Origin of the sequence: Maricaulis sp. (genome assembly GCF_039978735.1) — a bacterium.
Taxonomy (GTDB): domain Bacteria; phylum Pseudomonadota; class Alphaproteobacteria; order Caulobacterales; family Maricaulaceae; genus Maricaulis.
Map to the genome: position 1 here is coordinate 16,760 of NZ_JBDWAS010000045.1, position 26,027 is coordinate 42,786.

The window sequence follows — 26,027 nt, forward strand, 5'->3', positions numbered from 1 at the left end:
GGGAGACGCGATCTTGGCCCAGACCCAGAATACGAGCGAACAGGGCTCGCGCCTCCTGATCGATGCCGGTCCGATCGGCGTGTGGATCGTTGTCTACAATCTCGCCCGCTTCGTTGCGGGGGACAGCGCGATCTACTGGGGTACCGGCGCCTACATGGTCGCTGCGACGGCTGCCGTCATCCTGTCGATCCGGGTGGAAAAGCGAGTCCCGCCCATGCTGATCTTCACAACGGCGCTGGTCCTTGGTTTCGGCGCAATGGGGATCTGGCTGCAGGATCCGATTTTTATCTACATCAAGCCGACCATCATCAATATCTTCCTGTCCTACATGATCCTGATCGGGCTCTTCTTCGGCCAGAATGTCTGGAAGATCTTCTTCCAGCACATTTTTGAACTGCCCGAGCGCGCCTGGACCATCCTGGCGATCCGCTGGGCGGTGTGGTTCCAGTTCCTGGCGGGGCTGAACGAAGTGATGTGGCGGCACATCACCGACAGCGTCGTGCCGGAAAGCGCGCGCTGGTTTGCCGGACTGGAGCTGTCAGAGGCCTTCTGGGCCAATGCCAAGCTGGGTGTCATCGCCCTGACGCTGGCCTTTGGCGCGGCGCAACTGCCCCTGATCTTCAGACACCAGCCTAAAACCGAAGGTAGCGCCGAAGCTTAGTGCGAAATTCCGTGCTCGGATCAACGTCATTTTCACGTTATAAATCCGCATTAGGATGATATCGGGATCGGGCGGAGAGGGTCATGTCGCAGCACAAGCCGGACACGAAAAAATTCGACCTGGCCGAGTCGCCGGGACACCTTCTCCACCGCGCACAGCAATTCGCGGCCGAACGCTTCATGAAGGCCATGGCCGGCGCCAAGCTGACCCAGCGTCAGTTCGCCGTGCTGCACGCCACCGGCGGGAATGAGGGCCTGACCCAGACCGAGCTGGTCAAGGTGACCGGGATCGACCGGTCGACGCTCGCAGAGCTGGTCGCGCGCATGGTGCGCAACGGCTTGCTGGAACGCGAGAAGCTGCCCGATGACGGCCGTGCCAATGCGGTCCGTCTGACCGATGACGGGCGCGCCCTGCTTGAAGCCGCCACGCTCGGCGCGATGGAGGCCGACAAGGCGATCCTGTCGGCCCTGCCGAAAAACAAGCGGGCCAGCTTCCTGGAAACCCTGCGCCGTATCGCCCTGACCCTGGAGAAGGGTGAGGAGGAGGCCAAGAAGGCGCGTGAAAAGGCCAAGGAAAAGAAGAAGAAAGCCAAGAAGAAGGCGAAGGAAAAAGCCAAGGAAAAGGCGAAGAAGGCTGCCAAAAAGGCGAAGAAAGCCGAAAAGGTCGCCAAGGCTTCGCCGGAGCAGATGTCAGCCTAGCGCAATTTCATCGCAGTTGAGGTCGATGAAGTTGCTCCGGCTTCTGAGCGGGCGCATTTTCGAACCGCAAAACCGGTTCCCACTTTTGCTGAAAATGCTTTAGCGGCGCGCGCCACGATCCAGTGCCGGATAGATGCGATTGCGCAGCACATCGGCAGTGAGCGGTCCCGGCCAGCGGGTCAGGATCTCGCCATCTGCGGATATCACCAGCGTCTCCGGCGCCCCGGAAATCGCCAGCGCGTGCGCCGAGGCGCCGTTCACGTCCTGCATGATGCCCGCATAGGGATTGCCCAGCTCGGCCAGGAAAGCATTGGCGTCGTCGGGGTGATCGCGCCAGTTGATGCCGTAGATCGAATAGCCTTCCGCCCGGAGCGCCATCAGCACCGGATGCTCGATGCGGCAGGGCGCACACCATGATCCCCAGACATTGAGCAGGTAGGCACCCTCGATCTCCGCCGGATCGAATGCCACCTGTCCTGCCAGCGGAGCAAGAGACAGCTCAGGCAAGGCCTCGCGCGGCGCGTGATGGTCCTGATACACTCGCCAGCCCAGCATGCCAGCCAGCGCCAGGACCGCCAGCAACGCAGCCAGACGGATGGCCTGCATCATGCCTCGTCATTCTCCAGACGGCGCAGGCGTTCGGTCGCGGCGCGGCGTTCCAGCAATGCCAGAATGACCAGAGCCGCAAGCGCCAGGGCAGACAGGCCCCAGGCCGGCCAGATGAAAGCCGCATAGCCACCCATCGCGAGGAACTCGCTCATACTTCGCCTCCCAAGGTGGTCTGCGCCGCGCGGGCCGCCTGCAGCTTGCGGCGCTCGATCTGTCGCGCCCGCTGGATCACGGCGCGCGAGCGCAGCCGGTAGAAGACCAGCCAGGCCGCCAGCATCGTATAGGCGAGCGCCATGATGGCGAGCGGCCAGAGCTGGCTGGAATGGATGGTGGGTCCGTCGAAACGGATCACCGAGGCCGGCTGATGCAGGGATGACCACCAGTCGACCGAGAATTTCACGATCACCAGATTGACCACACCCGCCATCGCCAGGACCGCGCCGGCCCGCGCCGCCTGCTGGGCATCCTCGAGCGCGGCGCGCAGGGCCATATAGCCCAGATAGACCAGCAGCAGGACGAGCACGGAGGTCATCCGTGCATCCCATTCCCACCAGGTCCCCCACATCGGCTTGCCCCACAGCGAACCGGTGATCAGGGCCAGCACCGTGAAGACGGCCCCGACCGGCGCAATCACCTCGGCCGCCGCGTCAGCCAGGGCGTGACGCCAGACGAAGAAGACAAAGCTGGCCCCGGCCAGCGCCGCATAGAGCGCCATCGCCATATAGGCCGCCGGCACATGGACATACATGATCCGCACCGTATCGCCCTGCTGGTAGTCCGGCGGCGAGCCGAAGAAGGAGAGGTAGATACCGATGCCCAGCAGCAGAACGGTCAGAACACCCAGTACCGGGATCGCCCGCCGGGCCAGACCGTCAAAACGCTGGGGGTTGGAAAAGTAGGACAGCATGACTTCGCTGATTACTTTGGGATGCTCCGGGCGGCAAGTGCGACGGATGCGCGCTTGAAACGGTCCGGCACGAACAGGCTCCCCCTGCGGAGCGGGGAAGTGCCGACCCTGGCCTTGAGCCGGGGAGGCGATGGGGGAGGGTCGGATGCGCGCTACGCGCTTCGCGGGGCTTACGCGCCGCCCCCTCAGTCCGCTCGCGCGGACAGCTCCCCCCCCGCAAGCGGGGCGAGCCCTTTATCCCAGCCGGCTCCTCACGGCCGCAGCGATGCCGAAGGGTACCAGCGCGATCGTTCCCAAAGACACGGCTGCTGTCAGCACGAGATTAGCCAGGGCGCGCTCATCGCCTTCGAAGCCGGCGCGACCGGCGCCGGCGGCGAAGATCAGGACCGGCACCATCATCGGGGCGGCGATCAGCGCGATCAGCAGACCGGAGCGGCGCACGCCGGCTGCCAACGCACCCGCAAATCCTGCCAGGAGCACCAATGCGGGTATCGCCGCCGCAAGCGCAGCCGCCAGCATGATGCTGGGCTGAAGCGGCACGCCATACATCAGCCCGCCCAGGAGAGCGATCACCGGCAGGGGCCACAGCGTCGCGATGCCCTGCCCCAGCGTCTTGGCCAGGCAGAGCAGGGACAGCCCCATCGGCGACAGGGCATAGAGATCCAGCGTGCCATCGGAAAAATCGTCGCCATAAAGGCGCTCGGCCGATTGCAGTACCGACAGGAGGGCCGCAAAGCCCATCAGGCCGGGACCGGCCGCGGCGAGGAGCTCCGGCGACGGTCCGATCGCGAGCGGCGCGAGGGTAATGGCGGCGAGGAAGAAGGCGGCCGGTCCGGCCGGACCGCCACCGCCCGACCAGGCGAGCCGCGCCTCGCGCGCAAAGACCGCCCCGAGCCGGCTCACCGGTACATCCCCAGATCCAGCATGGTGGCCCCGGGCCAGTCCAGCGTCTGGTGCGTCGCCGCGATCACGCTGCCGCCGCGGCTGCGGTGCCAGGCAACCAGCTCCGCGAGACGGTCACGGCCTGCGCCGTCGAGCGGACCGGCGGGTTCGTCGAGCAGCCAGAGCGGCCGGTTGGCCAGCGCCACGCGGACGAGGCCGGCACGCCGCTGTTGCCCCCGCGACAGCTGACCGGCCGGCCGGTCGATCAATGCCTCGATCCCCATCACACGCATCAGCGGGAGGATTGCTGCGCGCGGCGTGCCGTGCATATCGGCCCAGAAGCGCAGGGCGTGCCGCAAGGTCTCGTTCGGCTTGAGCCCGTCCGCATGGCCGAGCCAGCCGAGTGTGTCTGCAGCGACCAGACCGGCAGGCTGGTCGCCGATCGTCACCACGCCCTCGTCCGGACGCACAAGGCCGGCCAGGGCCCGCAGCAGGGTTGTCTTGCCGGTCCCATTGGGACCAACCAGCAGGAGCGCGCCGGACGGCGCGAGCGCCAGGTCCAGGCCCTCGACCAGCCGCAGCCCGCCGCGCGACAGGGAAAGCCCTGACGCTTCAAGTGTCTGCGGAGAGAGCGCCGCAAGGGCTGGGAATTCGGCAAGGACGGTCGTCATGGCCAGCATGTCGCCCGAGCGGGCTTGGTTCGTCAACGCACGGAACGCCGCATTGCAGCAGCGCCCCACACCGGTTAAAACCCCGCCAAAACATACGGCCACTTCGAAATGGCCGACCTCCCACCGGGCATTCCCCGCCCCTTCGACGCCTTACGAGGATGACGCATATGGCCTCTCTCGACAGTTTTTCCTGCAAGCGCACCCTCACCGCCGCCGGTGAGACCTATACCTATTACGACCTCAAGGTCGCCGAAGCGAACGGCCTGACCGGGGTCTCCCGCCTGCCGGCCTCGCTGAAGGTGCTGCTGGAAAACCTGCTGCGCTTCGAAGACGGCAAGACCGTCACCAAGGCAGATATCGAGGCGATGGCCACCTGGCTGACGACGCGCACCTCGGAACACGAGATCGCCTATCGCCCGGCCCGCGTGGTGATGCAGGACTTCACCGGCGTTCCGGCCGTGGTCGACCTGGCCGCCATGCGCGATGCCGCCGGCAAGCTGGGCGCCGACCCGCAGCGTATCAACCCGCAGGTCCCGGTCGATCTGGTGATCGACCACTCGGTGATGGTCGACAATTTCGGCCAGGCCAACAGCTTCGCCAAGAATGTCGAGCGCGAATACGAGCGCAATGGCGAGCGCTACAAGTTCCTCAAGTGGGGCGCCAAGGCGTTCGACAATTTCCGCGTCGTCCCGCCGGGCACGGGCATCATCCACCAGGTGAACCTGGAAAACCTCGCCCAGGCCGTCTGGACCAAGGAAGAGAACGGCGAGACCGTTGCCTATCCGGACACCTGCGTGGGTACGGACAGCCACACCACCATGATCAACGGCCTCGCAGTGCTGGGCTGGGGTGTTGGCGGTATCGAGGCGGAAGCCGCTATGCTGGGCCAGCCGGTCTCCATGCTGATCCCGGAAGTCATCGGTTTCGAACTGACCGGCAAGATGCCGGAAGGCGCCACCGCCACCGACCTCGTGCTGAAGGTTGTGGAAATGCTGCGCAAGAAGGGCGTGGTCGGCAAGTTCGTCGAGTTCTACGGCGAAGGCCTGGATCACCTCTCCCTGGAAGACGAGGCGACGATCGCCAACATGGCGCCGGAATACGGCGCGACCTGCGGCTTCTTCCCGGTCGACAACGAAACGCTGGACTACCTGCGCGCCACTGGCCGCGACGACAAGCGCGTCGCGCTGGTCGAGGCCTATTCCAAGGCCCAGGGCATGTTCCGTCCAGACTACACCGAAGCGCCCGCCTTCACCGACACGCTGCACCTGGACATGTCGACCATCGTTCCGGCCGTCTCCGGTCCGAAGCGTCCGCAGGACTGGATCGAACTGTCCAATGCCGCCGCCGGCTTCGCCAAGGTGATGCAGAGCGAGTACGGCAAGGGCGACGAGCTGGACAAGTCGGCGCCGGTCGAGGGCGAGGACTATGTCTTCACCAATGGCGATGTCGCGATTGCCGCGATCACCTCGTGCACCAACACCTCCAACCCGTCCGTGCTGCTGGGCGCCGGCCTTCTGGCCCGCAACGCGCTGGCAAAGGGCCTGAAGACCAAGCCGTGGGTGAAGACCTCGCTGGCACCGGGCTCGCAGGTCGTGACCGACTATCTGGAAAAGGCCGGCCTGCAAGACGATCTGGACGCGCTGGGCTTCAACCTCGTTGGCTATGGCTGCACCACATGTATCGGTAATTCCGGTCCGCTGCCGCCGGCCATCTCCAAGACGATCAACGAGAACGACCTCGTCGCGACCGCCGTCCTGTCCGGCAACCGCAATTTCGAAGGCCGGATCTCGCCGGATGTACGGGCCAACTACCTGGCCTCGCCGCCGCTCGTGGTCGCCTATGCGCTTGCCGGCTCCATGAAGGTCAACCTGACGACCGATCCGCTCGGCCAGGACCAGGACGGTAGTGACGTCTATCTGAAGGACATCTGGCCGTCCTCCGCCGAGATCGCCGAGGCGGTCCGCACTGCGGTGACGCCGGACATGTTCGCCAAACGCTATGCCGACGTGTTCAAGGGCGATGACGCCTGGGCCGGCATCGAGGTCTCCGGCGGCCTGACCTACGCCTGGGATCACACCTCCACCTATGTGCAGAACCCGCCCTATTTCGAAGGCATGACGATGGACCCGGAAGCCCCGGGCGATGTCGTCAACGCCAAGATCATGGGTCTGTTCGGCGATTCCATCACGACCGACCACATCTCGCCGGCCGGCTCGATCAAGGCCGACAGCCCGGCAGGTCACTACCTGCAGGAACGCCAGGTGCCGGTTCTGGAGTTCAACTCCTACGGCTCGCGCCGCGGCAATCACGAAGTGATGATGCGCGGCACCTTCGCCAACATCCGCATCAAGAACAAGATGCTGGACGGCGTGGAAGGCGGCTTCACCAAGAAGGATGGCGAACAGAAGTTCATCTACGACGCCTGCATGGAATACCAGGCCGAGGGCACGCCGCTGGTCGTGTTCGGCGGCAAGGAATACGGCACAGGTTCGTCGCGTGACTGGGCCGCCAAGGGCACCCGTCTGCTGGGCGTGAAAGCCGTGATCGCCGAGAGCTTCGAGCGTATCCACCGTTCCAACCTGATCGGCATGGGCGTGCTGCCGCTGCAGTTCGAGGACGGCCAGTCCTGGGAAGCCCTGGGCATGACGGGCGACGAGACGGTCACCATCAAGGGCGTCGAGGCCCTGGAGCCCCGCGCCGAGATGGACATCGAGATCACCTTCCCGAACGGCGACAAGAAAATCGCCAAGGCCCGGGCCCGGATCGATACCGAGAACGAGCTCGAATACTTCCGCAATGGCGGCATCCTGCACTACGTGCTGCGCAATCTGGCGCGAGACTAGGGGTTTTGCGGGCGGACACGCGAATGGTCTGCGTGCCCGCCCCCTCCCTCTCGACGCCGTCACGTCCAAGTGATTGGCGCGCCCGGGCCGGGGTGATTATCTAGACAACATGCGACAGCTGGTGTCCCTCTTCCTTGCCCTGGCAGCCGCCGGGCCTGCCCTGGCCGGCGAGCCGGATACGCGTGAAGCCGCGTGCTGGTCGGAACGGCCGGTGCTTGTGGAGCTCTTTACCAGCCAGGGCTGCCCGCTCTGCCCCGACGCCAACCGTTATCTGGGCGAACTCGACCGCCACGAAAACGTCTTCACCCTCGCTTTCGCCGTGTCCTACTGGGACATGTATGGCTGGACCGACACCTATGCGCGGCCGGAATATGTCCAGCGCCAGCGCATGTATCTGCCCAATCTCGATGTCAGCCGCCTCTACACACCACAATTCGTGATCGACGGCATCACCGACGCGCCGGGCTGGAACCGCGACAAGGTCTCCGGTGCCGTCAATGAACGCCTGTGCGCCATGCCGGACAGCCCGGTCATCCGTCTGGAAGACGGTCCGTTCGGTTCCTTCATGGTGCATCTGGACGGCGAGCCCCCGGAAGAAGAGCTCGACGTCTGGCTGGTCGCCTACGCGCCGGGCTGGGCCATGGTCGAGATCGGCGCCGGTGAGAATGAAGGCCTCGACATGCCGCACTACAACATGGTCAAGAGCCTGACCTATCTGGGCTCATGGTCCGGCGGCGAAGCCACTTTCATGGGCGAGAGCTTCCGCCGCTTCGGTACCGTTGCCATCGTGCAGGGCACGGGCGGCGGCCCGATCTACGGCTACGCCCACGCCGAACCGGAAGACGAGGACGGCCGGCAGCACTAGAGTACTTGCAAGCCAATTTCAGCTTGAGCACGCCCGGGCCATCGCCCTAAAGTGGTGCGAGGCTGGGGGATACGGTATGTGGTGGCGTGTTTTTGCAGGTGCTGTGCTGGCAATTCCGCTCAGCATAAGCGCGGTTTTTGTGACCGAGACCTTTCAGCGTGGCCTGTCGGCTAACAGTCCGGACGAACGCGATGTTCTGCGTCCGCTGCGATTCGCCGAAGCGCCAGATCCGGAAGTAAGCTTCGCGCCGATACCGGACTTCGTCGTTGACGTAGATGTCCCGGCCGCAACAGAGAGAAACAAGACCCCGCCCGACGGCGTTCTGCCCCTGTTGTTCGACTATCAGTTCTTCGCCGGACGTAGCCACGCCGACCATTTTCATCGCCAGATCGTCGATACGGCGAACCAGGCTGGTGCCAATGCGATCTCGCAAATCTCGATTCCGTTCGACCCGGCACGCCAGTCGGTCCAGCTGCATCACCTCGTGCGGACGCGCGACGGTGTCGTGGAAACACTGAACGACTCGGTTCGGCTTGAATTCGTTCGTCCGGACAGCGGACGGGAAACCGGCATGTTCAGCGGGCAGGTCACCGCGCTTCTTCGCGTACCGGGGATGCGCGCAGGCGACAGACTCGAGCTGGCCTACACAATCCGCGATCAGTCCCCGGTCACGGGACATCGCTATACGCTGGCGATCTCCTATGCCGATCAGATGGTTCTGTATGACCAGGTGCATGTGCGCTCCTCCTGGCCACGCGGACCGCTGAATTTCAGCGGCCATGGCGGAGCGCCCGAAGTGAGCGAGACGTACGAAGACGGGCGCACGATATTGTCATACGGTCCCGGACCCGTGGAGTTCACAGAGCCGGATTATCTGACCCCGCCCTGGCGCTACCCCTACCCCGTCTGGGTCGGCACCCAGTACGAGAACTGGCATGAGGTCGCTGAGTGGGCTGCCGAGCTCTTCCAGCCGGTGAGCGATCCCGATGTCGACGCGCTTGCGCAGACAATCATGCAGGCCCACCCGGACGAGGACGAGCGCATTATGGCCGCGTTGCGCCATCTGCAGTCGGAAATCGATTATTTTGCGATCATGCTGGGAGAAGGCGGATACCGCCCTCTTCACCCGGCGGAGACGCTGCGGTTCTCTGAAGGTGATTGCAAGGCGAAGACCCTCCTGCTGATCTCCCTGCTGCACGCAATGGGCATCGAGGCCGAAGCCGCGCTGGTCAGCACCACGACGGGCCGGGGTCTGGACGTCCTGCCCCCGACCCCGCAGGTCTTCGATCATGTCATCGTCACGCTTGCCCGGGGCAATCGCCGCTACTGGCTGGATCCGACCGGCACCCCCCAGCACGGCGACCTGAGAGACCAGCAGCCCCTCGCCTGGGGCTATGCGCTGATCGCGAACGACAACAGCTACGCCCTCACACAGGTCGAGCGTCCGCTCGATCGCGTCCCCTTCCTCGATATCGAGGAGCGGTTCTCGATCGCTTCAGCCGACCGCGACGATCACCGGGCCGTCCTGCGCACGGAATGGGTCTATCGGACCGCGATGGCCGACCTGATGCGTGCCGCCGTGGACTTCAACGGAGAGGATACCGTTCTGGCCGGAATCAACAGTTTCTACGCGGCCCGCTTTGCCGACATGAATCCCATCGGAGACGCGACCCTGGAGGAAGACCCGGAATCCGGACATCTTGTCTTGTCTGCGGAGTACCAGGTCGAACTGTTCGACTTCAGCGCCGAGGACGCCCCGGAACCGACTTATGTCTTTGTTGCACACGGCCCGTCGCGTCAGATCGTCATGGCACCGCTGGAGAACCGGGAGGCCCCGCTTGCCATGCCCTATCCCTACGATGTGCGGCACCGCATCGTCATCAACCTGCCGGAGGGGGCAGAAGGCTGGATTCCCGACAGTGAGGAAGCGCTGGAATATGCCGCGGACCTGACGGTCGAGAATGATGTATTCGAGCTGATGGATGAGCGCCACTACGACGCCGAACAGACGGTACTGACGGCACGGACCCGCGTCATGTCACCCGAAATCCTGCCGGAGCACTTCACCCGGGTCGGCAATGATCTGCAGACGGCAGATCAACTCGCTTTCATCGTCCTCGGTGAGCACATCAATGTGGCGATGGATCCGGGTCGCACACGCGGCCTGGTCACGCCCAGTGCGCCGCCCATCATACCGGGAATGGCCGCAGCCACACGATAGGGACTGGAAGCGGCCGTGTTCCCGTCCTAGCGCGGTGCGCGCTTGGCGAGGATGCGCTGAAGGGTACGGCGGTGCATGTTGAGGCGGCGGGCGGTTTCCGAGACATTGTGATCGCACAGTTCGAAAACGCGCTGGATATGCTCCCAGCGCACCCGGTCGGCCGACATCGGATTTTCCGGCGGTTCCGGCTTGTCTTCCGGATGGGCCAGCAGGGCCTTGATGATATCGTCGGCATCGGCCGGCTTGGACAGATAGTCGACCGCGCCCGCCTTCACCGCAGCCACCGCCGTCGCGATATTGCCATAGCCGGTCAGCATGACGACGCGGCAGTCGGGCCGCGAGGCGTGCAGCGACTTCACCACATCCAGGCCGTCACCATCCTGCAGGCGCAGATCCAGCACCGCGAAGGCCGGCGGATTGTTGCGCGCGACTTCCTTGGCCTCGTCCACGGATCCAACGGCGGACACAATGAAACCCCGGCCCGTCATGGCGCGGCCCAGCCGCGTCCGGAAAGGCGCATCATCATCGAGAATGAGCAGGGTTTTGTCTTCGGGAAGCTGGTATTCGATCTCGCTCACACGTCCGTCCTCGTCATTATTCCGGTGTGCAGAACCTTCACTAGCCCAGAGCGGGCGGGGCCTCCACCTCTTTGCGCGGCCAGCGGATCGAGACCACCGCGCCGCCCTGGGGCCCGGCATTGTCGAAACGCACCACACCACCGGAGTTTTCAATCATCGTCTTGGCTATGAAAACCCCCAGTCCCAGCCCGCCCTGACCGGGCGTTCCCGAGCGGGTCGTGGTGTAGGGCTCGCCGATCCGGGAGAGGATTTCCGGTGAGAAGCCGGCCCCGTCGTCGATCACGCGGATATAGACATTGCCCGGATCCCAGCGCCCCTCGACGGTGACGCGCGTATCGGCGAAATCGACGGCATTCTCGATGAAATTGCCTATACCGTAGAGGATTTCCGGCATGCGACGCAGCACCGGTGGTTCGGATCCCTGCCCCTCCGCCAGCTGCACCTCGACCATCGGCCCCAGACCGCGCAACGGCGCGCTCGCCTCCTCCAGCGCCGCCAGGAATTCGAGACGGTCGTGACGGATATCGCTGACCGAGCGCTCCTGGCTGAGCCGCTTGAGAATGTCGCGGCAGCGGCGGGCCTGGGCCACCATCAGCTCGGCATCCTCGCGGAGAAGTTCATTGTCCTTGAGATCGCGCAGCATTTCCTTGGCGGTCAGCTGGATCGTGGCCAGCGGCGTGCCCAGCTCGTGGGCGGCCGCCGCAGCCAGCGCGCCCAGAGCCGACAAGCGCTGCTCCCGCGAGAGCACGCTCTGCGTGGCGGCCAGCGCCGTGGCCATGCGCTTGCCTTCCTGGCTGACGCGCCAGGAATAGATGGCCGTGAAGGCTATCGAGATGAAAATGGCGGACCACAAACCCAGCACATAGACGCCGGGCAGATGGATCTGCTCGCCGGCGAACCAGGGTAGCGGCAGGCTCCACAACCACATGGCGCCGGTACCGATCATCGCCAGGGCGCCCACGCCGATCGACCAGCGCGGCGGCAGTGCGGCGACCGAAATCATCACCGGCGCGACCAGCATGATCACAAACGGGTTCCATAACCCGCCGGTCAGCATCAGCAGCACGCACAGCTGCACCACATCGTAGCCAAGCTGGGCAAAGGCCTCCCAGTCGCGGGCAAAGCGCTGCGGCGGCACCGACAGGGTCAGCCAGGTATTGATCCAGGCGCTGGCCAGGATCACCCCGAGGCAGAAGCCGATCGGCAGTTCGAAACCGATCACGAAGTGAACGAGGAGAACCGTGAGGGTCTGGCCGGCAACAGCCAGCCAGCGCAGCATCACCAGCGTGCGCAGGCGCAAGCGTCCGAAAACCGGAGTCAGCTGGGCGTCACCGCCGTAAGGATCCCAATCCGTATCGACCATTCAGACCTCTCCAGCAGCGGGCTGGCATGGACAGACGCGGCAAGCGCGCTTACCTTCGCATCTGCAACATTCCCTTCCGGCGAGGCTTATCATGCTTCGTCCGAGTCCGGATAGACACCGACACCGGACCCACAGATGGAGCGTCCATGCCGCGTCCCGTGATCTGGCTGCTGATTGCCGCCCCGGCCACGCTTATGATTGTGTTCTTCATTCTGGTCCTCACCCGGCCGGGCGCCGAAGCGCCGCGCCAGGCGGGTGTGCGCATCAGCGGCGAGGCGAATATCGGCGGGCCCTTCACCCTGGTCGACCAGACCGGTGCCACGGTGACCGAGGCGGATTTCCGCGGCAAGGCGATGCTGATCTATTTCGGCTACACCTACTGCCCCGATATCTGCCCGTTCTCGCTGCAGGTCATGGCCGCGGCGCTCGACCAGATGGAACCCGAAGAGCGCGAGCGGATCCAGCCGGTGCTGATCACCGTCGATCCGGAGCGCGACACGGTCGAACAGCTCGCCCAGTACGTCACGTCGCCGGCCTTTCCCGACGGGCTGATCGGCCTGACCGGAACAGAGGACCAGATCGCCGAGGTCACCTCGGCCTACCGGGTCGTCTACCGGCGCGCCGGTGAGGGCGACGATTATCTTATGGACCACTCGTCCATCGTTTACCTGATGAATTCCGATGGGGAATTCGTCGATGTGTTCACCCATGGCACCGACCCCGCCGCAATGGCGTCGCGGCTGCAAGACTTCCTTGAGGAAGAGGGCGCATAGTCCCCGGTCCTGAGGGGGCCGCAACAACGCGCCTGAGGAGACGCCATGCTGTACTCCATGTATGAATTCAACCGCATCGCCATGACGCCCTGGCGTGCCGCTGCCAATGCCACGCGCCGCACCCTGCGCGCGCCGTGGAATCCGGTCGGCGAGACGATGGCCGGGCGCACGATCGCGGCCGCTGCGGAATTGTTCGAAAGCGTCACGCGGCGCTATGCCAAGCCGGAATGGATGATCGACAGCACGCAGATCAACGAGCGCTGTGTCGGCGTATCCGAGGAGATCGTCTGGTCGAAGCCCTGGTGCGACCTTTTGCATTTCGAGCGCGACCATGATGCGCTTCTTGCCGCACGCGGGACTGACACTCCTGATCCCAAAGTGCTCTTTATCGCACCCATGTCGGGCCACTACGCGACCCTTCTGCGTGGCACTGTGGAAGCATTCCTGCCCGATCACGAGGTTTACATCACCGACTGGGCGGATGCCCGAACGGTACCGGTGATCGACGGCCGCTTCGATCTCGACGATTTCGTCGCCTATGTCCGCGAAATGATCACGCTGCTGGGTCCCGATGTGCACGTGGTTGCGGTCTGTCAGCCCGGCCCGCCGACGCTCGGTGCGATTTCGCTGATGGCCCAGGACAATGATCCGGCCCGCCCGGCTTCGATGACATTCATGGGCTCACCGATCGACACCCGTCTGTCGCCGACCGTGCCGAACAAGCTGGCCGAGGAGAAACCCTTCGACTGGTTCTCCGGCAATCTGATCCACACGGTTCCCGCGCCCAATCCCGGCGCCTTCCGGCGTGTCTATCCCGGCTTCCTGCAGCTGGCCGGCTTCATGAACATGAATCTCGACCGCCATGTCGATGCGCACTGGAACTTCTTCACCCATCTCGTCGAAGGAGATGGCGACAGCGCCGAGAAGCACCGCACCTTCTATGACGAGTATCTGGCGGTGATGGACCTGTCCGAGGAGTTCTACCTGCAGACGATCAGCGACGTGTTCCAGGAGCACAAGCTGGCGCGAGGCGAGCAGGCGCATCACGGCCGCCCGGTCGATCCGTCGAAGATTGTCGATGTCGCCCTGCTTACGGTCGAAGGCGAGAATGACGACATTTCCGGCATCGGCCAGACCCAGGCGGCGCATACGCTGTGCAGCGGTCTGGAAGAAAGCCTGCGCATGGACTGGATCCAGCCGGATGTCGGCCATTACGGCGTTTTCAACGGCCGCCGCTTCCGCGACCATATCGCGCCGAAGATGAAGGCCTTCATGCGCGAACAGGGGGCTGCCGCGCTCGCCCGCCGCTGACCCGGTCCCACGCCTGACCAGAACCCGCTGCAGACTCTGCCGGAAGCGGATCGCTCCCGGCTCTGGAGCGTTGTGACCGTCGGCCGTCATTCATCGCGTTTTTTGTCACTCACCGTTCTTTCACAACGGTTGGTCTTTCCTCAATAGCTCCCACCCTTGCGAGCCCATTACCCTTTTTCTTTTGGTAGGTTAATGGGAGGGGGCTTTGTACACACCCATTGAAAAAGGGCGCTTGCTGCGCTCGACAATCCTGGCCGGGCTGGCGGTTGCCAGCCTGTCCGGCGCACCCGTCTTCGCTCAGGATGCGGAACAGATTCCCGAGCAGGCCGAAGACGATGCCGAACCGGAGACGAGCGATCGTATCGTCGTCACCGGGTCGCGTATCCGCCGCGACGGCTTCAACAGCGAAATCCCGCTCGACGTGTTCACGGCGGACGATGCGGCGCTCGAGGGCAATGTCGACATCGCCGACTTCCTGCAGTCCGCGACCGTCGCGGCCGGTTCGGCCCAGGTGACCTCGGCGACATCGTCCCAATTCGTCCAGAATGGCGGCACCGGGGTGGAAACCCTGTCCCTGCGGGGTCTCGGAGCCAACCGGACGCTGGTCCTCCTGAACGGCCGCCGTGCCGGTCCGGCCGGCGTGCGCGGCGGCGTATCCGCCTTCGACCTAAACGTCATCCCGCTCGCTGCCATCGAGCGCGTCGAAGTTCTCAAGGACGGCGCCTCCTCGATCTATGGCTCTGATGCCGTGGCGGGCGTGGTGAACATCATCACCCGCCAGGAAGAAGGCGGGACGATCGACGGCTTCATCTCGGTGCCCGGGGATGGCGCCGCGGAACAATACCGTCTGAGCGCTTCCTATGGCTGGGAATTCGACCGGGGCGGCTTCCGCGTCACGCTGGACGCCTTCCAGCAGCGCGAACTGGCCCAGGGCGATCGCGACTATTTCAGCTGTGGCGAGCCCTATGTCTTCAACGATGACGGCTCACGCGCCGACCTGATCGACCCGCGCACGGGCAGCTATTCGTGTGAGGATCTCTATTGGGGCCATGTCTGGGTCTACGACTATGCGCCCTTCTTCGGCGACGGCACGACCAACCTGCCGCTGCAGCGCCCGCGTCTGATCCAGTATGATTATGACGGCTCGCTGGCGGCCAACGGGCTGACCCCGATCGGGACCAGCCACGCCAACCCGTTCTGGTTCACCGCACCGACCGATGACTGGTTCCTGGTCGATCCGCGCGTGCCGGAGCAACGCGCCCTGGTCAACTACGACCACCCCTTCCAGGACGACTCGTCCATGGTGCCGGAGACCGAGCGCTACACGATCTTCGCCGACGGCCATTTCGATGTCACCGACTCGATCGAGCTCTATGGCGAAGCGCTGCTCAACCGGCGTGAGACCTATGTGAACTCCTACCGCCAGTACTGGATCTACATGTATAATGGCGAGGATTTGTGGGGCGCCTATCCGGATCCGTTCGCGGCCGGCTGGGGCGGCATGAACGAACTCTCGCCGACCCCGATCACGGACCACAATGACAGCTCGGTCAGCATCGACTACCAGCGCTTCGTCGCCGGTCTGCGGGGCGACACGCTGTTCGGCCTCGACACCTGGAGCTGGGACATGGCCTTCCAGGTCTCACGCTCGGAAGGCGAGTACTGGGACCAGCGCATCTATGCCGATGCGATCTATGACCAGTATTACCGCTCCGGCTCGTGCGTCGGCACACTCACCTCGATCCGCGGTGCGCCGTGTATCGATGTCGACTGGCTCGACCCGGAATTGCTGCGCGGCAATGTGCCCGACGATGTCGCCGAATATGCCTTCGGCGAGGAAACCGGCCGCACGGTGTACGATCAGCGCTCCTTCGAGGCGGTTGCCAGCGGCGAGGTGTTCGACCTGCCGGCGGGCGCCGTGGCGATGGCGCTTGGCGTCCACTACCGCGAGGACGAGATCAACGACACGCCGGGCGAGCTGACCCTGTCCGGCAATGTGTGGAACTCGTCGGTTGCCGGCATCACCGCGGGCTCGGACACGACCGAGGCCATTTTCGGCGAGCTCAGCGTGCCGCTGCTGGCGGATTCGCGCTTTGCGGACTCGCTGGAGCTGACCGTCTCGGGCCGCTACACGGATGTGGAAAGCTATGGTTCCGGCGAGACCTACAAGGTCGGTCTGAACTGGGCGATCAATGACGTGGTGCGCCTGCGGGCCACCCACGGCACGTCCTTCCGGACACCGGCCCTGTTCGAGCTCTACCTGTCGAACCAGACTGGCTTCCTGGCCCAGCGTACGATCGATCCGTGTATCGACTATGCGGCCAATCTGGCCGCCAATGTGATCAGCCAGCGGGTGGCGGACAATTGCGCCGCCGACGGTCTGCCGGACGATATGAGCGGATCCGGCGCTGCGGCCACCATCGTTACCGGTGGCGGGTTCGGCGTTCTCGATGCGGAAACATCCGAAGCGACCAATATCGGTATCGTCCTGACCCCGCAGACCATCAATTTCCGCCTGTCGATCGACTATTACGAGATCGAGGTCAATGACGAGGTCTCGCGCCTCGGCGCGCCGGGCATTGTCGGCGGGTGCTACAACTCGGAAGACTTTGCCAACGAGCCGTTGTGCGATCTGTTCACCCGGAACTCGGCCACCGATCCCGGCCCGTTCCTCGTCAACACCGTTCGCGACAGCTTCATCAACGTCAACAGCCAGATAAACCGGGGCGTCGACATCAATGCCGACTATCTCCACCAGTTCGACTTCGGCGATCTGTCGGTGAATCTGAGCGCGGCCTACCAGCTGGAAGACAAGACCGACCTGCTGGGCGGTGTCGTGGCCGACTTCAACGGTGAGGGCGGCGATCCCAAACTGGTCGGCGATCTCAGCTTCACCTTCGTGCGCAATGACTGGACCGCCTATTGGGGCATGCGCTACGTGGGCCCGACCTCGAACCGGGAATCCTACGGCAATGCCGCGCAGACCTATGTCGGCCAGCCGGTGAACTACAAGCTGTGGACCGAGACGACGATCTATCACAACGTCTCGCTTCAGCGGACATTCGGCGACTGGTCGGCCCGGGTCGGCGTGTCGAACGTGTTCGATGAGCACCCGCCGTCCGTGACCGGCATTTCCGGCGAATACAACACGGTCGGCCGCTCCGCCTTCTACAGCCAGTATGACTGGTTCGGACGGCGCTTCTTCGCCAACATCGTGCGCACCTTCTAGGCCGCACGCCTGATCGAGACTATCGGGGCGGCGGCCATGGCGGCTGCCGCCCCTTTTGCATCCGATGCGACAGGAGGGATACATGCCGCTGATCCGAATGCACGCCGACAATCTGGACGCCCGCAATACCGAGTTTGCCCAGCAACCGCTCGAGCGCCCCGTCTTCCTGAATTCCGTGCCCAAGTCCGGAACCCATCTCCTGCGCAATGTCATGCGCATGTTCGTGCCGGTCGAGCAGCACTACCCCGCTGCCTTCATCCAGCACCCGATCCTGGCCCAGCACCGCAAGGCGTTCGATGCGGAGATGCCCAAACTGAGCTGGGGGCACCTGCTGTTCTCGGACCTGTCGGCAATCGCGCTGAAGGGCGTGCGCCACATCCTGCTGGTCCGGGACCCCTATGACTGGGTGATCGCCCGGGCGCGCTTCTTCCTGTCCGACACCTTCCAGGCCAATCTGGAGCACCTCAAGAAGGATGCGGTCAGCGTCGAGGATATGCTGAACATGATGATTTTCGGCATTCCGGGCAAAGCGCCGACCCTGTCGGAGATCTACACGCACAATGCCGTCTCCTGGCTGGGCACGGGGATCCACCTGGTGCGCTATGAGGAGTTGGCGGCGCATTGCAGCGAGCCCGATACGCTGGAGGCCCATGCCTATTTCGCCCGGCTGGCGGACGCAGCCGGCATCGGCGCCCTGCCTGAAGACTGGCGCGACCGGGTCCGTGTCGGCGCCGATCGCGGGCAGAGCGGTACGGCGCGCGAGAATCTGGCGGGCCGCTCCCTGAGTTTCCCGGCCACGCTGCCTGACACCCAGAAGCGCCTGGTCGACTACGCCGCACCGGGACTTCGGACTCTGCTGGGCTACGGCACTGGCCCCGTCTGAAATGCAAAAAGGGCGCCCGCTTCCGGGCGCCCTTCCAGCTGTTGCCGCCGGTCGCCGCTATTGCGGCGCCTCGGCGCTGAACGTGATCCCCAGCGCATTATAATCGAACGTGTCGTCCTCGACCTGCTCGGCAATCGTGCCGATGCTGACCGGTTCCGGCGGCGTCACATCAATGGTCAGGCTGCCGCCATTATTGATGAACTGGGTAAGCGCACCGGACAGTTGAGAAAGCAGCGGACGCGGGATTTCCGGCGGCGCGGACATCATGCCCATGCCGACCATGGCCGCAGCCTGCATCCGCAACTCGTCGGTCGTGATGCCCTGGGCCGCGGCGCCGGCTTCCAGCGCCCGCTCAAGCAGGGACTGATCGACGATGCGAAGGGACATGTTGTACAGGATGATCGGTGCCATCATCTCGAAAACGGCTTCGGCGTCTTCGGACGGCGCTTCCTTGGCGCCCTCGCCGAAACGTTCGGCCATTTCCGGCAGGGCGGCATAGTATTCGTCATACCCGCCGAAATCCTGCTCCATTTCCAGGCGGACGCCGTCACGCAGTTCCAGATAATTATCGCCGATGGTCTGCATCCGGCCCGTGCTCTCGTCATAGACGGCGCTGGAGGCCATGCTCAGCTCGAGGCTTTCATAGCCCAGCATGCCGATTGCGGTGGCGACCTGGGCGCCGGCTTCCTGCGCCGCATCCGGCACGATGCGGGCGGAGTCGAGCGCGAAATCCCATGTATAGCGGGATCCGGCCTTGTTGATCGTGCCGACCAGATTGTCGAGTGCAAAGCCGACGCCCTCCGCCGAGCCTTCAAGCCCGCGCATGGCGAAACGGTCGAACAGGTCCAGCTGCGGCGAGAAGGCGGTGCGATAATATGCGCTCATCACCTCGTCCTCGCCGGCACCGCTCGCGATGGCTTCCATGAGTTCGGAATAGGCGCTGGACTGGAAACCGGTCACGGACAGCTCGCCCAGGCGGAAGCTCACGGGTGCGCCTTCGGACACGGCATCGACGGAGACATTCATCAGCGCCATCCGGCCGAGCTCGACATCGCCGAAGTCCTGCAGGATGAATTGTTCAACGGAGACGTCGAACGGGCCTTCGCCGTCATCGCCCTGCGCGCCGAAGCCTTCAAAGCCCAGGGACTCGAAGCGATAGGCCGACCAGTCGGGGTCGAAATCGTCCTGGCCCGACAGCATGCGCGCCAGATCGGCTGCCATCACCGCATTGGGACCGTCGACAGCAATCCGGGCTATCTCGACCCGGCCGCCATCGGCATCGATCATCGACAGCCCTTCGACCGCGAAAGCATCGAACACCACATCGTCGTCGGCATTGATGCGCGGCGCTTCGAAGATCATCCGCGCGATGTTCATTTCCTCGGGGCCGTCAACATCGATGTCTTCATTGTCGATGTCGAGATTGCGGACCACGACGTCGGACAGGATGTAGCGGCCGCGCGACCAGGACGCGTCGGCATAGCTGAAGTCTTCACTGGCGCTGCCGATGAGGCCCATGCGCGTCAGCGCGGCCTCCGCATCGGCACGGCTCTGGGCCAGAGCGCTGCCAGCCGGCAATGCGGTCACGACCAGGCCGGACAGGGCGAGCGCGGGCAGGATATCAAGTCTCATGGGTCCCCTCTTTCGATGACAGGAGTTCGTACCGGTCCCTCGGCACGCAACCTAGCATCCCGCTGGCGCGGCGTCCTGCAGAACAGGTGTCATTGCGCGGGGGATTACTCGCTGTCAGGTCCCCCCAGACCGGCCAGGAAAGCGGCGATCGGATCGCGCGGCTCCTCGCGCTCGGCCGGGGCGGCAACCGTTTCGGTATCGCCGGGCAGCGGCGCGACGGCCGGTCCGTCTCCGGCAGGGCGCGAATGGCCGCTGGCCAGGCCGCTGTGCGGTGCCGACTGCATGTAGGCACTGAAGATCAGGGCCGGCGGTCCGCCGCCCGTGGCGTGATCGGTCGGCGCATTGTCATCATTGCCGGTCCAGATCGCCGTCACCACGTCGGCGCCATAGCCGGCGAACCAGGCATCGCGGAAATCATTGGTCGTGCCGGTCTTGCCGCCGGTCTCCAGACCGGGCACCGCCGCATTGCGGCCCGTACCCCACACCACGACAGCGCGCAGCAGATCCTGCATGCGCGAGACCGTGCGCGCGTCCAGCACCCGGCGATCGGCCGGTGGCGGCGTTTCGAACACCAGATCGCCTGCCTCGGTCTCGATGGAGATGATACCGAAAGGCGAGACCCGGTAGCCGCCATTGGCGAAGGGTGTGTAGGCGCCGGCCAGCTCCAGCGGCGTGACTTCATAGGCGCCCAGCGCCAGAGAGCGGTCGGCGCGCATCGGGCTTTCCATGCCCAGCCGGCGCGTCAGGCGGGCGACATGGCCCCGGCCGGTCTCCTCGGCGATCTGCACGGCAATGGAATTGGAGGACCGCGCGAAGGCTTCGCGCAGGGTCATCTCGCCGCGATATGTGTCGTTGTAATTCTGCGGTTCCCAGTCGCCGACACGCACGGGCCGGTCGTCGCGCACATCGTCCGGCGACAGGCCGGCTTCGAAGGCCGAGGCATAGACGAAGGCCTTGAAGGCCGAGCCGGGCTGCCGGCTCGCCAGGATCGCGCGATTGAATTGCGAGCGGACATAGGACCGCCCGCCGACCATGGCGCGCACGGACCCGTCATGCGCCAGCGAGACCAGGGCCCCCTCGCTGACCCCGGCAGCACGGGCCGGATCGGCCAGCACGCCTTCCAGGGCCGCCTCGGCGGCGCGCTGGGCGTCGACATCGAGCGTCGTGCGGACCACCAGATCGCCATGGCTGGGGCCGGCGATTTCGCGGACGGACGGGAAAATCCAGTCGATGAAATACTGCGCGCCCGGGCTCGATGCACCGCGCGATACGCGGATCGGCGTGCTGGCGGCGGCGACGCGTTCGGCCTCGGTGATGCGGCCGGTCTGCATCATCAGGTCGAGCACGACTGTGGCCCGTGCCGCAGCTCGGCTGGCGTCATTGACCGGGCTGTAGCGCGAGGGCGCCTTCAGGAGGCCGGCCAGCAGCGCCGCCTCGCCCAGCGTCACTTCGCTGGCGGGCTTGCCGAAATAGCGCAGCGATGCGGCTTCGATGCCATAGGCGCCGCCGCCGAAATAGACACGGTTGAGATAAAGCTCGAGAATCTCGTCCTTGGTGAAGCGGCTCTCCAGCCAGAAGGCGAGCATCATTTCCTGCAGCTTGCGGCGCCAGGTGCGCTCGGGCGACAGGAAGAGGTTTTTCGCCAGCTGCTGGGTCAGGGTCGACCCGCCCTGCACGATATGACCGGCCCGGATATTGGCCAGCATGGCCCGCGACAGGCCGATCACATCGACCCCGGGGTGGCTGTAGAAGCGCCGGTCCTCGACCGCCAGCACGGCATCGACCAGGTAGGGCGGCAGGTCCGCCACCGCGACTTCATGACCATGGGCGGATCCGCGGCGTGCGATCAGACGGCCGCGATGATCCAGGAAGGCGATGGTGGAGGAGCGTTCGACGGCGGCCAGGCTGGACGTGTCGGGCAGGTCCCGCGCGACGGAGACCAGAAGCGCGGCGACGGCGAGGGCCCCGATAACAAAGAGAGCCGCAAAGAGCCGCCACAAGGGCAGGCCCGGCTTGCCGCCACGCCGGCGTCTGCGGCGCGCGGGCGCCGGGCGGGCGCGGTCGGCCGCAGGGACATTTCGGGGCCGGCGGGCCATGGCATTTCCTGTGTGAATCCGGTCGTCCTATCTGCCGCCGGCAGGGTTAATTCCCCATGAATAGCCGGTGGCAGGGAACGCCTCGCGCAGCTGCGCGTTGATTGATCGAGCGGCAAGGAGGCCCGTCATGTCCAGGCTGACACACTTGGCCGGCGCCGCGCTGGGAAGCCTGCTGATCGCCGGTTTCGCCCAGCCCCCGGTGCTCGAACTGCGCAATCGCCCGCCGGAAACGGCAACCGCGATGCCGGTTTCGACCGCCACACTCGAAGCCCTGTCCGTAACGGACAGGACCGGGGTTGCCCGCGGTCACGTCATCACCGTCCTGAGACGGCCCGATGACAGCATCGCCGCTCTGGAAATCGCCTGGACGGGACCGGACGCCATTCCGGGCATGACGATCGAGCACGCCGTCGGCTTTCTCGACTACCGGCCGGACGCCAACACGATCGTCGCCCATCAAAGCTGGTCCGAACTCGTGGCCGGATACCGCGCAGCCCGCGTGGAACCGACCCCGGAGCCGCCGCGCGCCGGCACGATCTGACGCCGCCGGGTCCGTCACTGGATAAAAAGCTAGAAAAAGGAGTCCGTCATGCTCAGCTGGGCAATTCTGTTCTTCATCTTTGCGGTTGTCGCCGCTGTCCTGGGATTCGGCGGGATGGCCAGTGCTTTTGCCGGCATCGCGCAGATCCTGTTCGTGGTGTTCCTGGCCCTGTTTGTCCTGGCGCTCGTCGCCCGGGCGATCCGCGGCCAGTCGCCGCCCGTCTAAAACGGGACCGGTTCCCAAAGGACCGGCTCGACGGAAGACGCGCTCCGGGATATCCGGGGCGCGTTTTTTGATGGTCAGGCGGACTTGCGCAGGGCGGCGCGGGGCGTCACCATTGGGGCTCCACAAGGGGTGCTTCCAATGACCGTAAAGCGTGTGTTTCTGGTGTGTGCGGCGCTGCTGGGCGCGGCAAGCCTGTCCGGCTGCGTCATCTATGAAGGCAGCGACGCGGTCTGCCCCCATGGCGACCCCAATGCGGACAACTGGCCCTATTGCGGCGGCGCCCGGCCGGGCGGTTCGCAACCGGTCGACGACTTCCCCGACTACTGACGCGCCGGACCGGCGGGCTCGCCGCTCTCCGCCTGCTCATCACGCGGCGGCGCGAAGCTGACGATCACCGTTCCGGGCGCGTCCGGCGGCTCGCGCCCCGGCCCCAGCAGGACGAGTGTACCGTTCGGCTGACGCGCCAGAACGAGATCGGCATTTTCGTCGAGATCCTCGAGATAGCGCGACAGCGGGTATTCCTCGGTCAGGCGCGTGGTGCGGAACCGCCAGCCGCGCCACCAGTCCCGCGCCAGACCGTCATAGCCCCGGCCGCGCCGGATCAGGGTCCGGCCCCGGGCCGTAAAGGCGATGGAACGGGGATCGTCCTCACCCCGCTCGCCCTCGTCGAGCCCTTCATGGGCCGACAGCTGGTAGACGCGCGACCGGCCCAGCTCGGGCGCATAGTCGATACAGACCAGCGCGTTGTAGGCATCATTGGCGGAGGCCGCGACCAGGGCCGAGAAACGCGACGGCTCCAGCCGCCACTCGGCAGCCTCGGACAACACCTCGCCATAATAGACATCATGCCCGTCCAGCCGGGCAGCCCGCAGGCGGCGCCAGCTGGTATCGGCTACCGTATGGGGCACCTCGATCTTCTTCAGCACGCCCGCAAGCCCCAGGCTCCAGGGATTGGCGCCGACAATCAGCAGCCGCTCCGGCCCCGACTGCGACAGGCCGAACAGGCGCGCCAGCGGCGTCACGGCGAAGCCGCAGCCCACCACGCTGGCGAACACGGTGACGAAGACCAGCGGCGCCAGGATGGCGGCGTCCGCGCGGCCGGCCTCGACGAGCTCGGCGGCCAGGTGCCCGGCGGTCGCCGCCGCGACCACACCGCGCGGACCGATTAGGCCGACAAAGGCGGTTTCGCGCAGGTTCAGGCCGGAATTCAGGGTCGCGAGGAAAATGCCGAGCGGCCGGGCAACCAGGATCAGCACCACCACAAAAGCCGCATGCCGCCAGTTCAGCTCGGCCAGGGCCGACGGCGTCAGCCCGGCGGCGAGCACCACGAAGACACTCGCGACGAGAATGGAGGCGATGCCTTCCTTGAAGCGGCGCATCTCCTCGATCGAGGCCAGGCGCGAATTGGCAACGACCAGGCCGAAAACCGTCACGGCGACCAGGCCGGTCTCGTGCGCCAGCGCCTCGGCGGCCGAGAAGCAGACCAGCACCGAGGCCAGCACGAGCGGGGCCTTCATCTGTTCCGGCACCCAGCCGCGGCGGAAGGCGCGCGACAGGCCGAAGCCGAAGGCAATGCCCAGCCCGGCCCCGATCACCGCGCCGAAGGCCAGCGCCCCGGCTGCACCGGCCCAGTCCTGGCCCAGCGCGTTCTGGCGCACGGCCTCGAACACAAACACGGCGGCGAGCGCGCCGATCGGGTCGTTGACGATGCCTTCCCATTTCAGCACCGAAGCGATGCGCGGCGGCAGTTTTGCCTGCCGCAGCAGCGGCAGCACGACGGTCGGCCCGGTGACGGTCAGAAGCGCGCCGATCATTGCCGACAGGTCGAGCGCAAGGCCCGCCACATAGTGCAGCGCCAGCGTCGCCAGAATGCCGTTGAGCGGCACGCCCAGCAGGACAAGCCGCCAGACCGGTTTCGACACGCCGCGCAGCTCGCGGAAATTCAGGGTGATACCGCCCTCGAACAGGATCACGCCGACCGCCAGGGCGATCATCGGCCGGAGATAGCCGCCGAAACTCGCTTCCGGATCGAGCAGCGGCGCGCCCGTGATAAGGCTGAAGACCGGCCCCAGGAGGAGACCGGCGCCCATCATCAGCACGATGGACGGCCAGCGCAGCCGCCAGGCGAGCCATTGCGCGGCGACGCCTGAACCGGCGATGAGTGCGATGGTCAGGGTGAGGTCAGGCGGTGCGTGCATCATGGCGGCGTTGTTAGCGCGTTTCGAACCCGCCGTCGCCTGCATGACGGCAAACAGTCGGGGAGGCTGTCATGACCACGCTACCACTCGAGATACAACTCGCCCTCGTCTCCTTGGCCGCGGCCCTGCTGATCGGCGGGCCGGTCACCCTGATCGGCGCATCGAACTTCGCCACCGCAGTGCGCATGGCCGGCGGCATGGTCCTGCGACGGCGCATGATGTCCGGGCTCGCGGTTACACTGGCGAGCGGTGCCGGCCTGGCCTCCGCCTGGCCTTTCTAGCTCTCGCCCTTTTCGGCCGGATCGTTGTGCAGGAAGTCGAAGCCGATGGACTGCCCGCCATAATCGCCATGCTCGAAGAGGTCGGCGGCATCGCCGAACCAGCGCACCAGATGCGCGTGCAGCCGCTCGAACAAATCGAACAGCTCGGTATCCGAGACCGGCAGGCCGATATCGAAGACCGGCCCGTTGGCAATGGCGATCTCCATGTGATGCCCCTTCTTGGCGCAGGTCAGCACAAGCCGGATCCAGTCGCCCGTGCGCGACACTTTCACGGCCAGGCCGAAACTGATCGGCCCCAGCGGAAGAAAGCCTGTTCCCGAGACCGAAAAGGCGCCGGAGCGGTAGGGCTGCGGCACCCAGGCGCCCTCCGGCGGCACGAGATGCACGCACACACCCTTGTCATCGCCGAGATAACGGCAGAAGCCCGCCGACACATTCTCGGCGACGCTGCGCACGATGGCATAATTGTCCAGGCTCAGCCGGCCATAGCGCTCGGCGGCTTCGGTCAGCGTGTCGAAACGCGACTTGTCGCTCATTTGTCACTCCTCTTGCCGCAGGGC

The 26,027-nt window shown here is 65.2% G+C and carries 24 protein-coding genes; 13 read left to right on the forward strand and 11 right to left on the reverse strand.

The window, feature by feature from the left end; translation table 11 throughout:
* Positions 1-13: 13 nt before the first annotated feature.
* Complete coding sequence (locus tag ABJO18_RS12635) at positions 14-661, forward strand: septation protein IspZ (RefSeq protein WP_348507947.1); 648 nt, start codon at positions 14-16, stop codon at positions 659-661.
* Positions 662-744: 83 nt separating this feature from the next.
* Complete coding sequence (locus tag ABJO18_RS12640; protein WP_348507946.1) at positions 745-1,359, forward strand: MarR family transcriptional regulator; 615 nt, start codon at positions 745-747, stop codon at positions 1,357-1,359.
* Between the two features lie 99 nt (positions 1,360-1,458).
* Here the strand turns inward: ABJO18_RS12640 and ABJO18_RS12645 are convergent, their stop codons facing one another.
* The 5 genes from ABJO18_RS12645 to ccmA all read right to left on the reverse strand — a co-directional run bounded on the left by ABJO18_RS12645 (position 1,459) and on the right by ccmA (position 4,464).
* Positions 1,459-1,968 carry a redoxin family protein gene (locus tag ABJO18_RS12645; RefSeq protein ID WP_348507945.1) on the reverse strand — a complete coding sequence of 170 codons (510 nt, stop codon included), beginning with the start codon at positions 1,966-1,968 and terminating at the stop codon, positions 1,459-1,461.
* Positions 1,965-2,120: a heme exporter protein CcmD gene (ccmD, locus tag ABJO18_RS12650; protein WP_348507944.1), complete on the reverse strand. Its 156-nt coding sequence runs from the start codon at positions 2,118-2,120 to the stop codon at positions 1,965-1,967. The genes ABJO18_RS12645 and ccmD overlap by 4 nt, the downstream gene beginning before the upstream one ends.
* The gene (ccmC, locus tag ABJO18_RS12655; protein ID WP_348507943.1) at positions 2,117-2,875 is read right to left on the reverse strand and encodes a heme ABC transporter permease CcmC; all 759 of its coding nucleotides are present in this window, start codon (positions 2,873-2,875) and stop codon (positions 2,117-2,119) included. Before ccmC ends, ccmD begins: the two co-directional genes overlap by 4 nt.
* Positions 2,876-3,109: 234 nt before the next feature.
* Positions 3,110-3,778, reverse strand: coding sequence for a heme exporter protein CcmB (locus tag ABJO18_RS12660; protein ID WP_348507942.1), 669 nt, complete (start codon positions 3,776-3,778; stop codon positions 3,110-3,112).
* The gene (ccmA, locus tag ABJO18_RS12665) at positions 3,775-4,464 is read right to left on the reverse strand and encodes a heme ABC exporter ATP-binding protein CcmA (protein ID WP_348507941.1); all 690 of its coding nucleotides are present in this window, start codon (positions 4,462-4,464) and stop codon (positions 3,775-3,777) included. The genes ABJO18_RS12660 and ccmA overlap by 4 nt, the downstream gene beginning before the upstream one ends.
* A 122-nt stretch (positions 4,465-4,586) precedes the next feature.
* On the opposite strand from ccmA, the gene acnA reads away from it, so the two are divergent.
* The 3 genes from acnA (at position 4,587) to ABJO18_RS12680 (ending at position 10,357) form a co-directional block, all read left to right on the forward strand.
* On the forward strand, positions 4,587-7,271 hold the full coding sequence (gene acnA / locus ABJO18_RS12670) for an aconitate hydratase AcnA (RefSeq protein ID WP_348507940.1): 2,685 nt from the start codon (positions 4,587-4,589) through the stop codon (positions 7,269-7,271).
* A 121-nt stretch (positions 7,272-7,392) separates the two neighbouring features.
* Positions 7,393-8,136: a DUF1223 domain-containing protein gene (locus ABJO18_RS12675; protein WP_348507939.1), complete on the forward strand. Its 744-nt coding sequence runs from the start codon at positions 7,393-7,395 to the stop codon at positions 8,134-8,136.
* Positions 8,137-8,275: 139 nt separating this feature from the next.
* Positions 8,276-10,357: a DUF3857 domain-containing transglutaminase family protein gene (locus tag ABJO18_RS12680; RefSeq protein WP_348507938.1), complete on the forward strand. Its 2,082-nt coding sequence runs from the start codon at positions 8,276-8,278 to the stop codon at positions 10,355-10,357.
* A gap of 26 nt (positions 10,358-10,383) precedes the next feature.
* Here the strand turns inward: ABJO18_RS12680 and ABJO18_RS12685 are convergent, their stop codons facing one another.
* Positions 10,384-10,935 (reverse strand): ActR/PrrA/RegA family redox response regulator transcription factor, encoded by a 552-nt coding sequence (locus ABJO18_RS12685; protein ID WP_348507937.1) that lies wholly within the window; start codon positions 10,933-10,935, stop codon positions 10,384-10,386.
* Between the two features lie 40 nt (positions 10,936-10,975).
* Complete coding sequence (locus ABJO18_RS12690; protein ID WP_348507936.1) at positions 10,976-12,298, reverse strand: ActS/PrrB/RegB family redox-sensitive histidine kinase; 1,323 nt, start codon at positions 12,296-12,298, stop codon at positions 10,976-10,978.
* A gap of 146 nt (positions 12,299-12,444) precedes the next feature.
* Here ABJO18_RS12690 and ABJO18_RS12695 point away from each other — a divergent pair, with 146 nt between their 5' ends.
* The 4 genes from ABJO18_RS12695 to ABJO18_RS12710 all read left to right on the forward strand — a co-directional run bounded on the left by ABJO18_RS12695 (position 12,445) and on the right by ABJO18_RS12710 (position 18,494).
* Complete coding sequence (locus ABJO18_RS12695; RefSeq protein ID WP_348507935.1) at positions 12,445-13,071, forward strand: SCO family protein; 627 nt, start codon at positions 12,445-12,447, stop codon at positions 13,069-13,071.
* A gap of 45 nt (positions 13,072-13,116) precedes the next feature.
* Complete coding sequence (phaZ, locus tag ABJO18_RS12700) at positions 13,117-14,382, forward strand: polyhydroxyalkanoate depolymerase (RefSeq protein WP_348507934.1); 1,266 nt, start codon at positions 13,117-13,119, stop codon at positions 14,380-14,382.
* Between the two features lie 205 nt (positions 14,383-14,587).
* The gene (locus ABJO18_RS12705; protein WP_348507933.1) at positions 14,588-17,611 is read left to right on the forward strand and encodes a TonB-dependent receptor; all 3,024 of its coding nucleotides are present in this window, start codon (positions 14,588-14,590) and stop codon (positions 17,609-17,611) included.
* An 82-nt stretch (positions 17,612-17,693) separates the two neighbouring features.
* Positions 17,694-18,494: a hypothetical protein gene (locus ABJO18_RS12710; RefSeq protein ID WP_348507932.1), complete on the forward strand. Its 801-nt coding sequence runs from the start codon at positions 17,694-17,696 to the stop codon at positions 18,492-18,494.
* A 57-nt stretch (positions 18,495-18,551) separates the two neighbouring features.
* Here the strand turns inward: ABJO18_RS12710 and ABJO18_RS12715 are convergent, their stop codons facing one another.
* Together ABJO18_RS12715 and ABJO18_RS12720 are read right to left on the reverse strand one after the other, a co-directional pair.
* Complete coding sequence (locus ABJO18_RS12715) at positions 18,552-20,126, reverse strand: hypothetical protein (protein WP_348507931.1); 1,575 nt, start codon at positions 20,124-20,126, stop codon at positions 18,552-18,554.
* 104 nt (positions 20,127-20,230) lie between these two features.
* The gene (locus ABJO18_RS12720; protein ID WP_348507930.1) at positions 20,231-22,222 is read right to left on the reverse strand and encodes a PBP1A family penicillin-binding protein; all 1,992 of its coding nucleotides are present in this window, start codon (positions 22,220-22,222) and stop codon (positions 20,231-20,233) included.
* 127 nt (positions 22,223-22,349) lie between these two features.
* On the opposite strand from ABJO18_RS12720, the gene ABJO18_RS12725 reads away from it, so the two are divergent.
* The 3 genes from ABJO18_RS12725 (at position 22,350) to ABJO18_RS12735 (ending at position 23,315) form a co-directional block, all read left to right on the forward strand.
* Positions 22,350-22,763, forward strand: coding sequence for a hypothetical protein (locus tag ABJO18_RS12725; protein ID WP_348507929.1), 414 nt, complete (start codon positions 22,350-22,352; stop codon positions 22,761-22,763).
* Between the two features lie 48 nt (positions 22,764-22,811).
* Positions 22,812-22,988 (forward strand): DUF1328 domain-containing protein, encoded by a 177-nt coding sequence (locus ABJO18_RS12730; RefSeq protein ID WP_291882261.1) that lies wholly within the window; start codon positions 22,812-22,814, stop codon positions 22,986-22,988.
* Positions 22,989-23,126: 138 nt separating this feature from the next.
* Positions 23,127-23,315 carry a hypothetical protein gene (locus ABJO18_RS12735; RefSeq protein ID WP_271187133.1) on the forward strand — a complete coding sequence of 63 codons (189 nt, stop codon included), beginning with the start codon at positions 23,127-23,129 and terminating at the stop codon, positions 23,313-23,315.
* Here the strand turns inward: ABJO18_RS12735 and ABJO18_RS12740 are convergent.
* On the reverse strand, positions 23,309-25,189 hold the full coding sequence (locus ABJO18_RS12740; RefSeq protein ID WP_348507928.1) for a sodium:proton antiporter: 1,881 nt from the start codon (positions 25,187-25,189) through the stop codon (positions 23,309-23,311). The two genes, ABJO18_RS12735 and ABJO18_RS12740, sit on opposite strands and share 7 nt — an antisense overlap.
* A 68-nt stretch (positions 25,190-25,257) precedes the next feature.
* Here ABJO18_RS12740 and ABJO18_RS12745 point away from each other — a divergent pair, with 68 nt between their 5' ends.
* Positions 25,258-25,467 (forward strand): hypothetical protein, encoded by a 210-nt coding sequence (locus tag ABJO18_RS12745; RefSeq protein WP_348507927.1) that lies wholly within the window; start codon positions 25,258-25,260, stop codon positions 25,465-25,467.
* Here the strand turns inward: ABJO18_RS12745 and ABJO18_RS12750 are convergent.
* Complete coding sequence (locus tag ABJO18_RS12750) at positions 25,464-26,003, reverse strand: hypothetical protein (protein WP_348507926.1); 540 nt, start codon at positions 26,001-26,003, stop codon at positions 25,464-25,466. The genes ABJO18_RS12745 and ABJO18_RS12750 overlap by 4 nt on opposite strands.
* Positions 26,004-26,027: the final 24 nt, after the last annotated feature.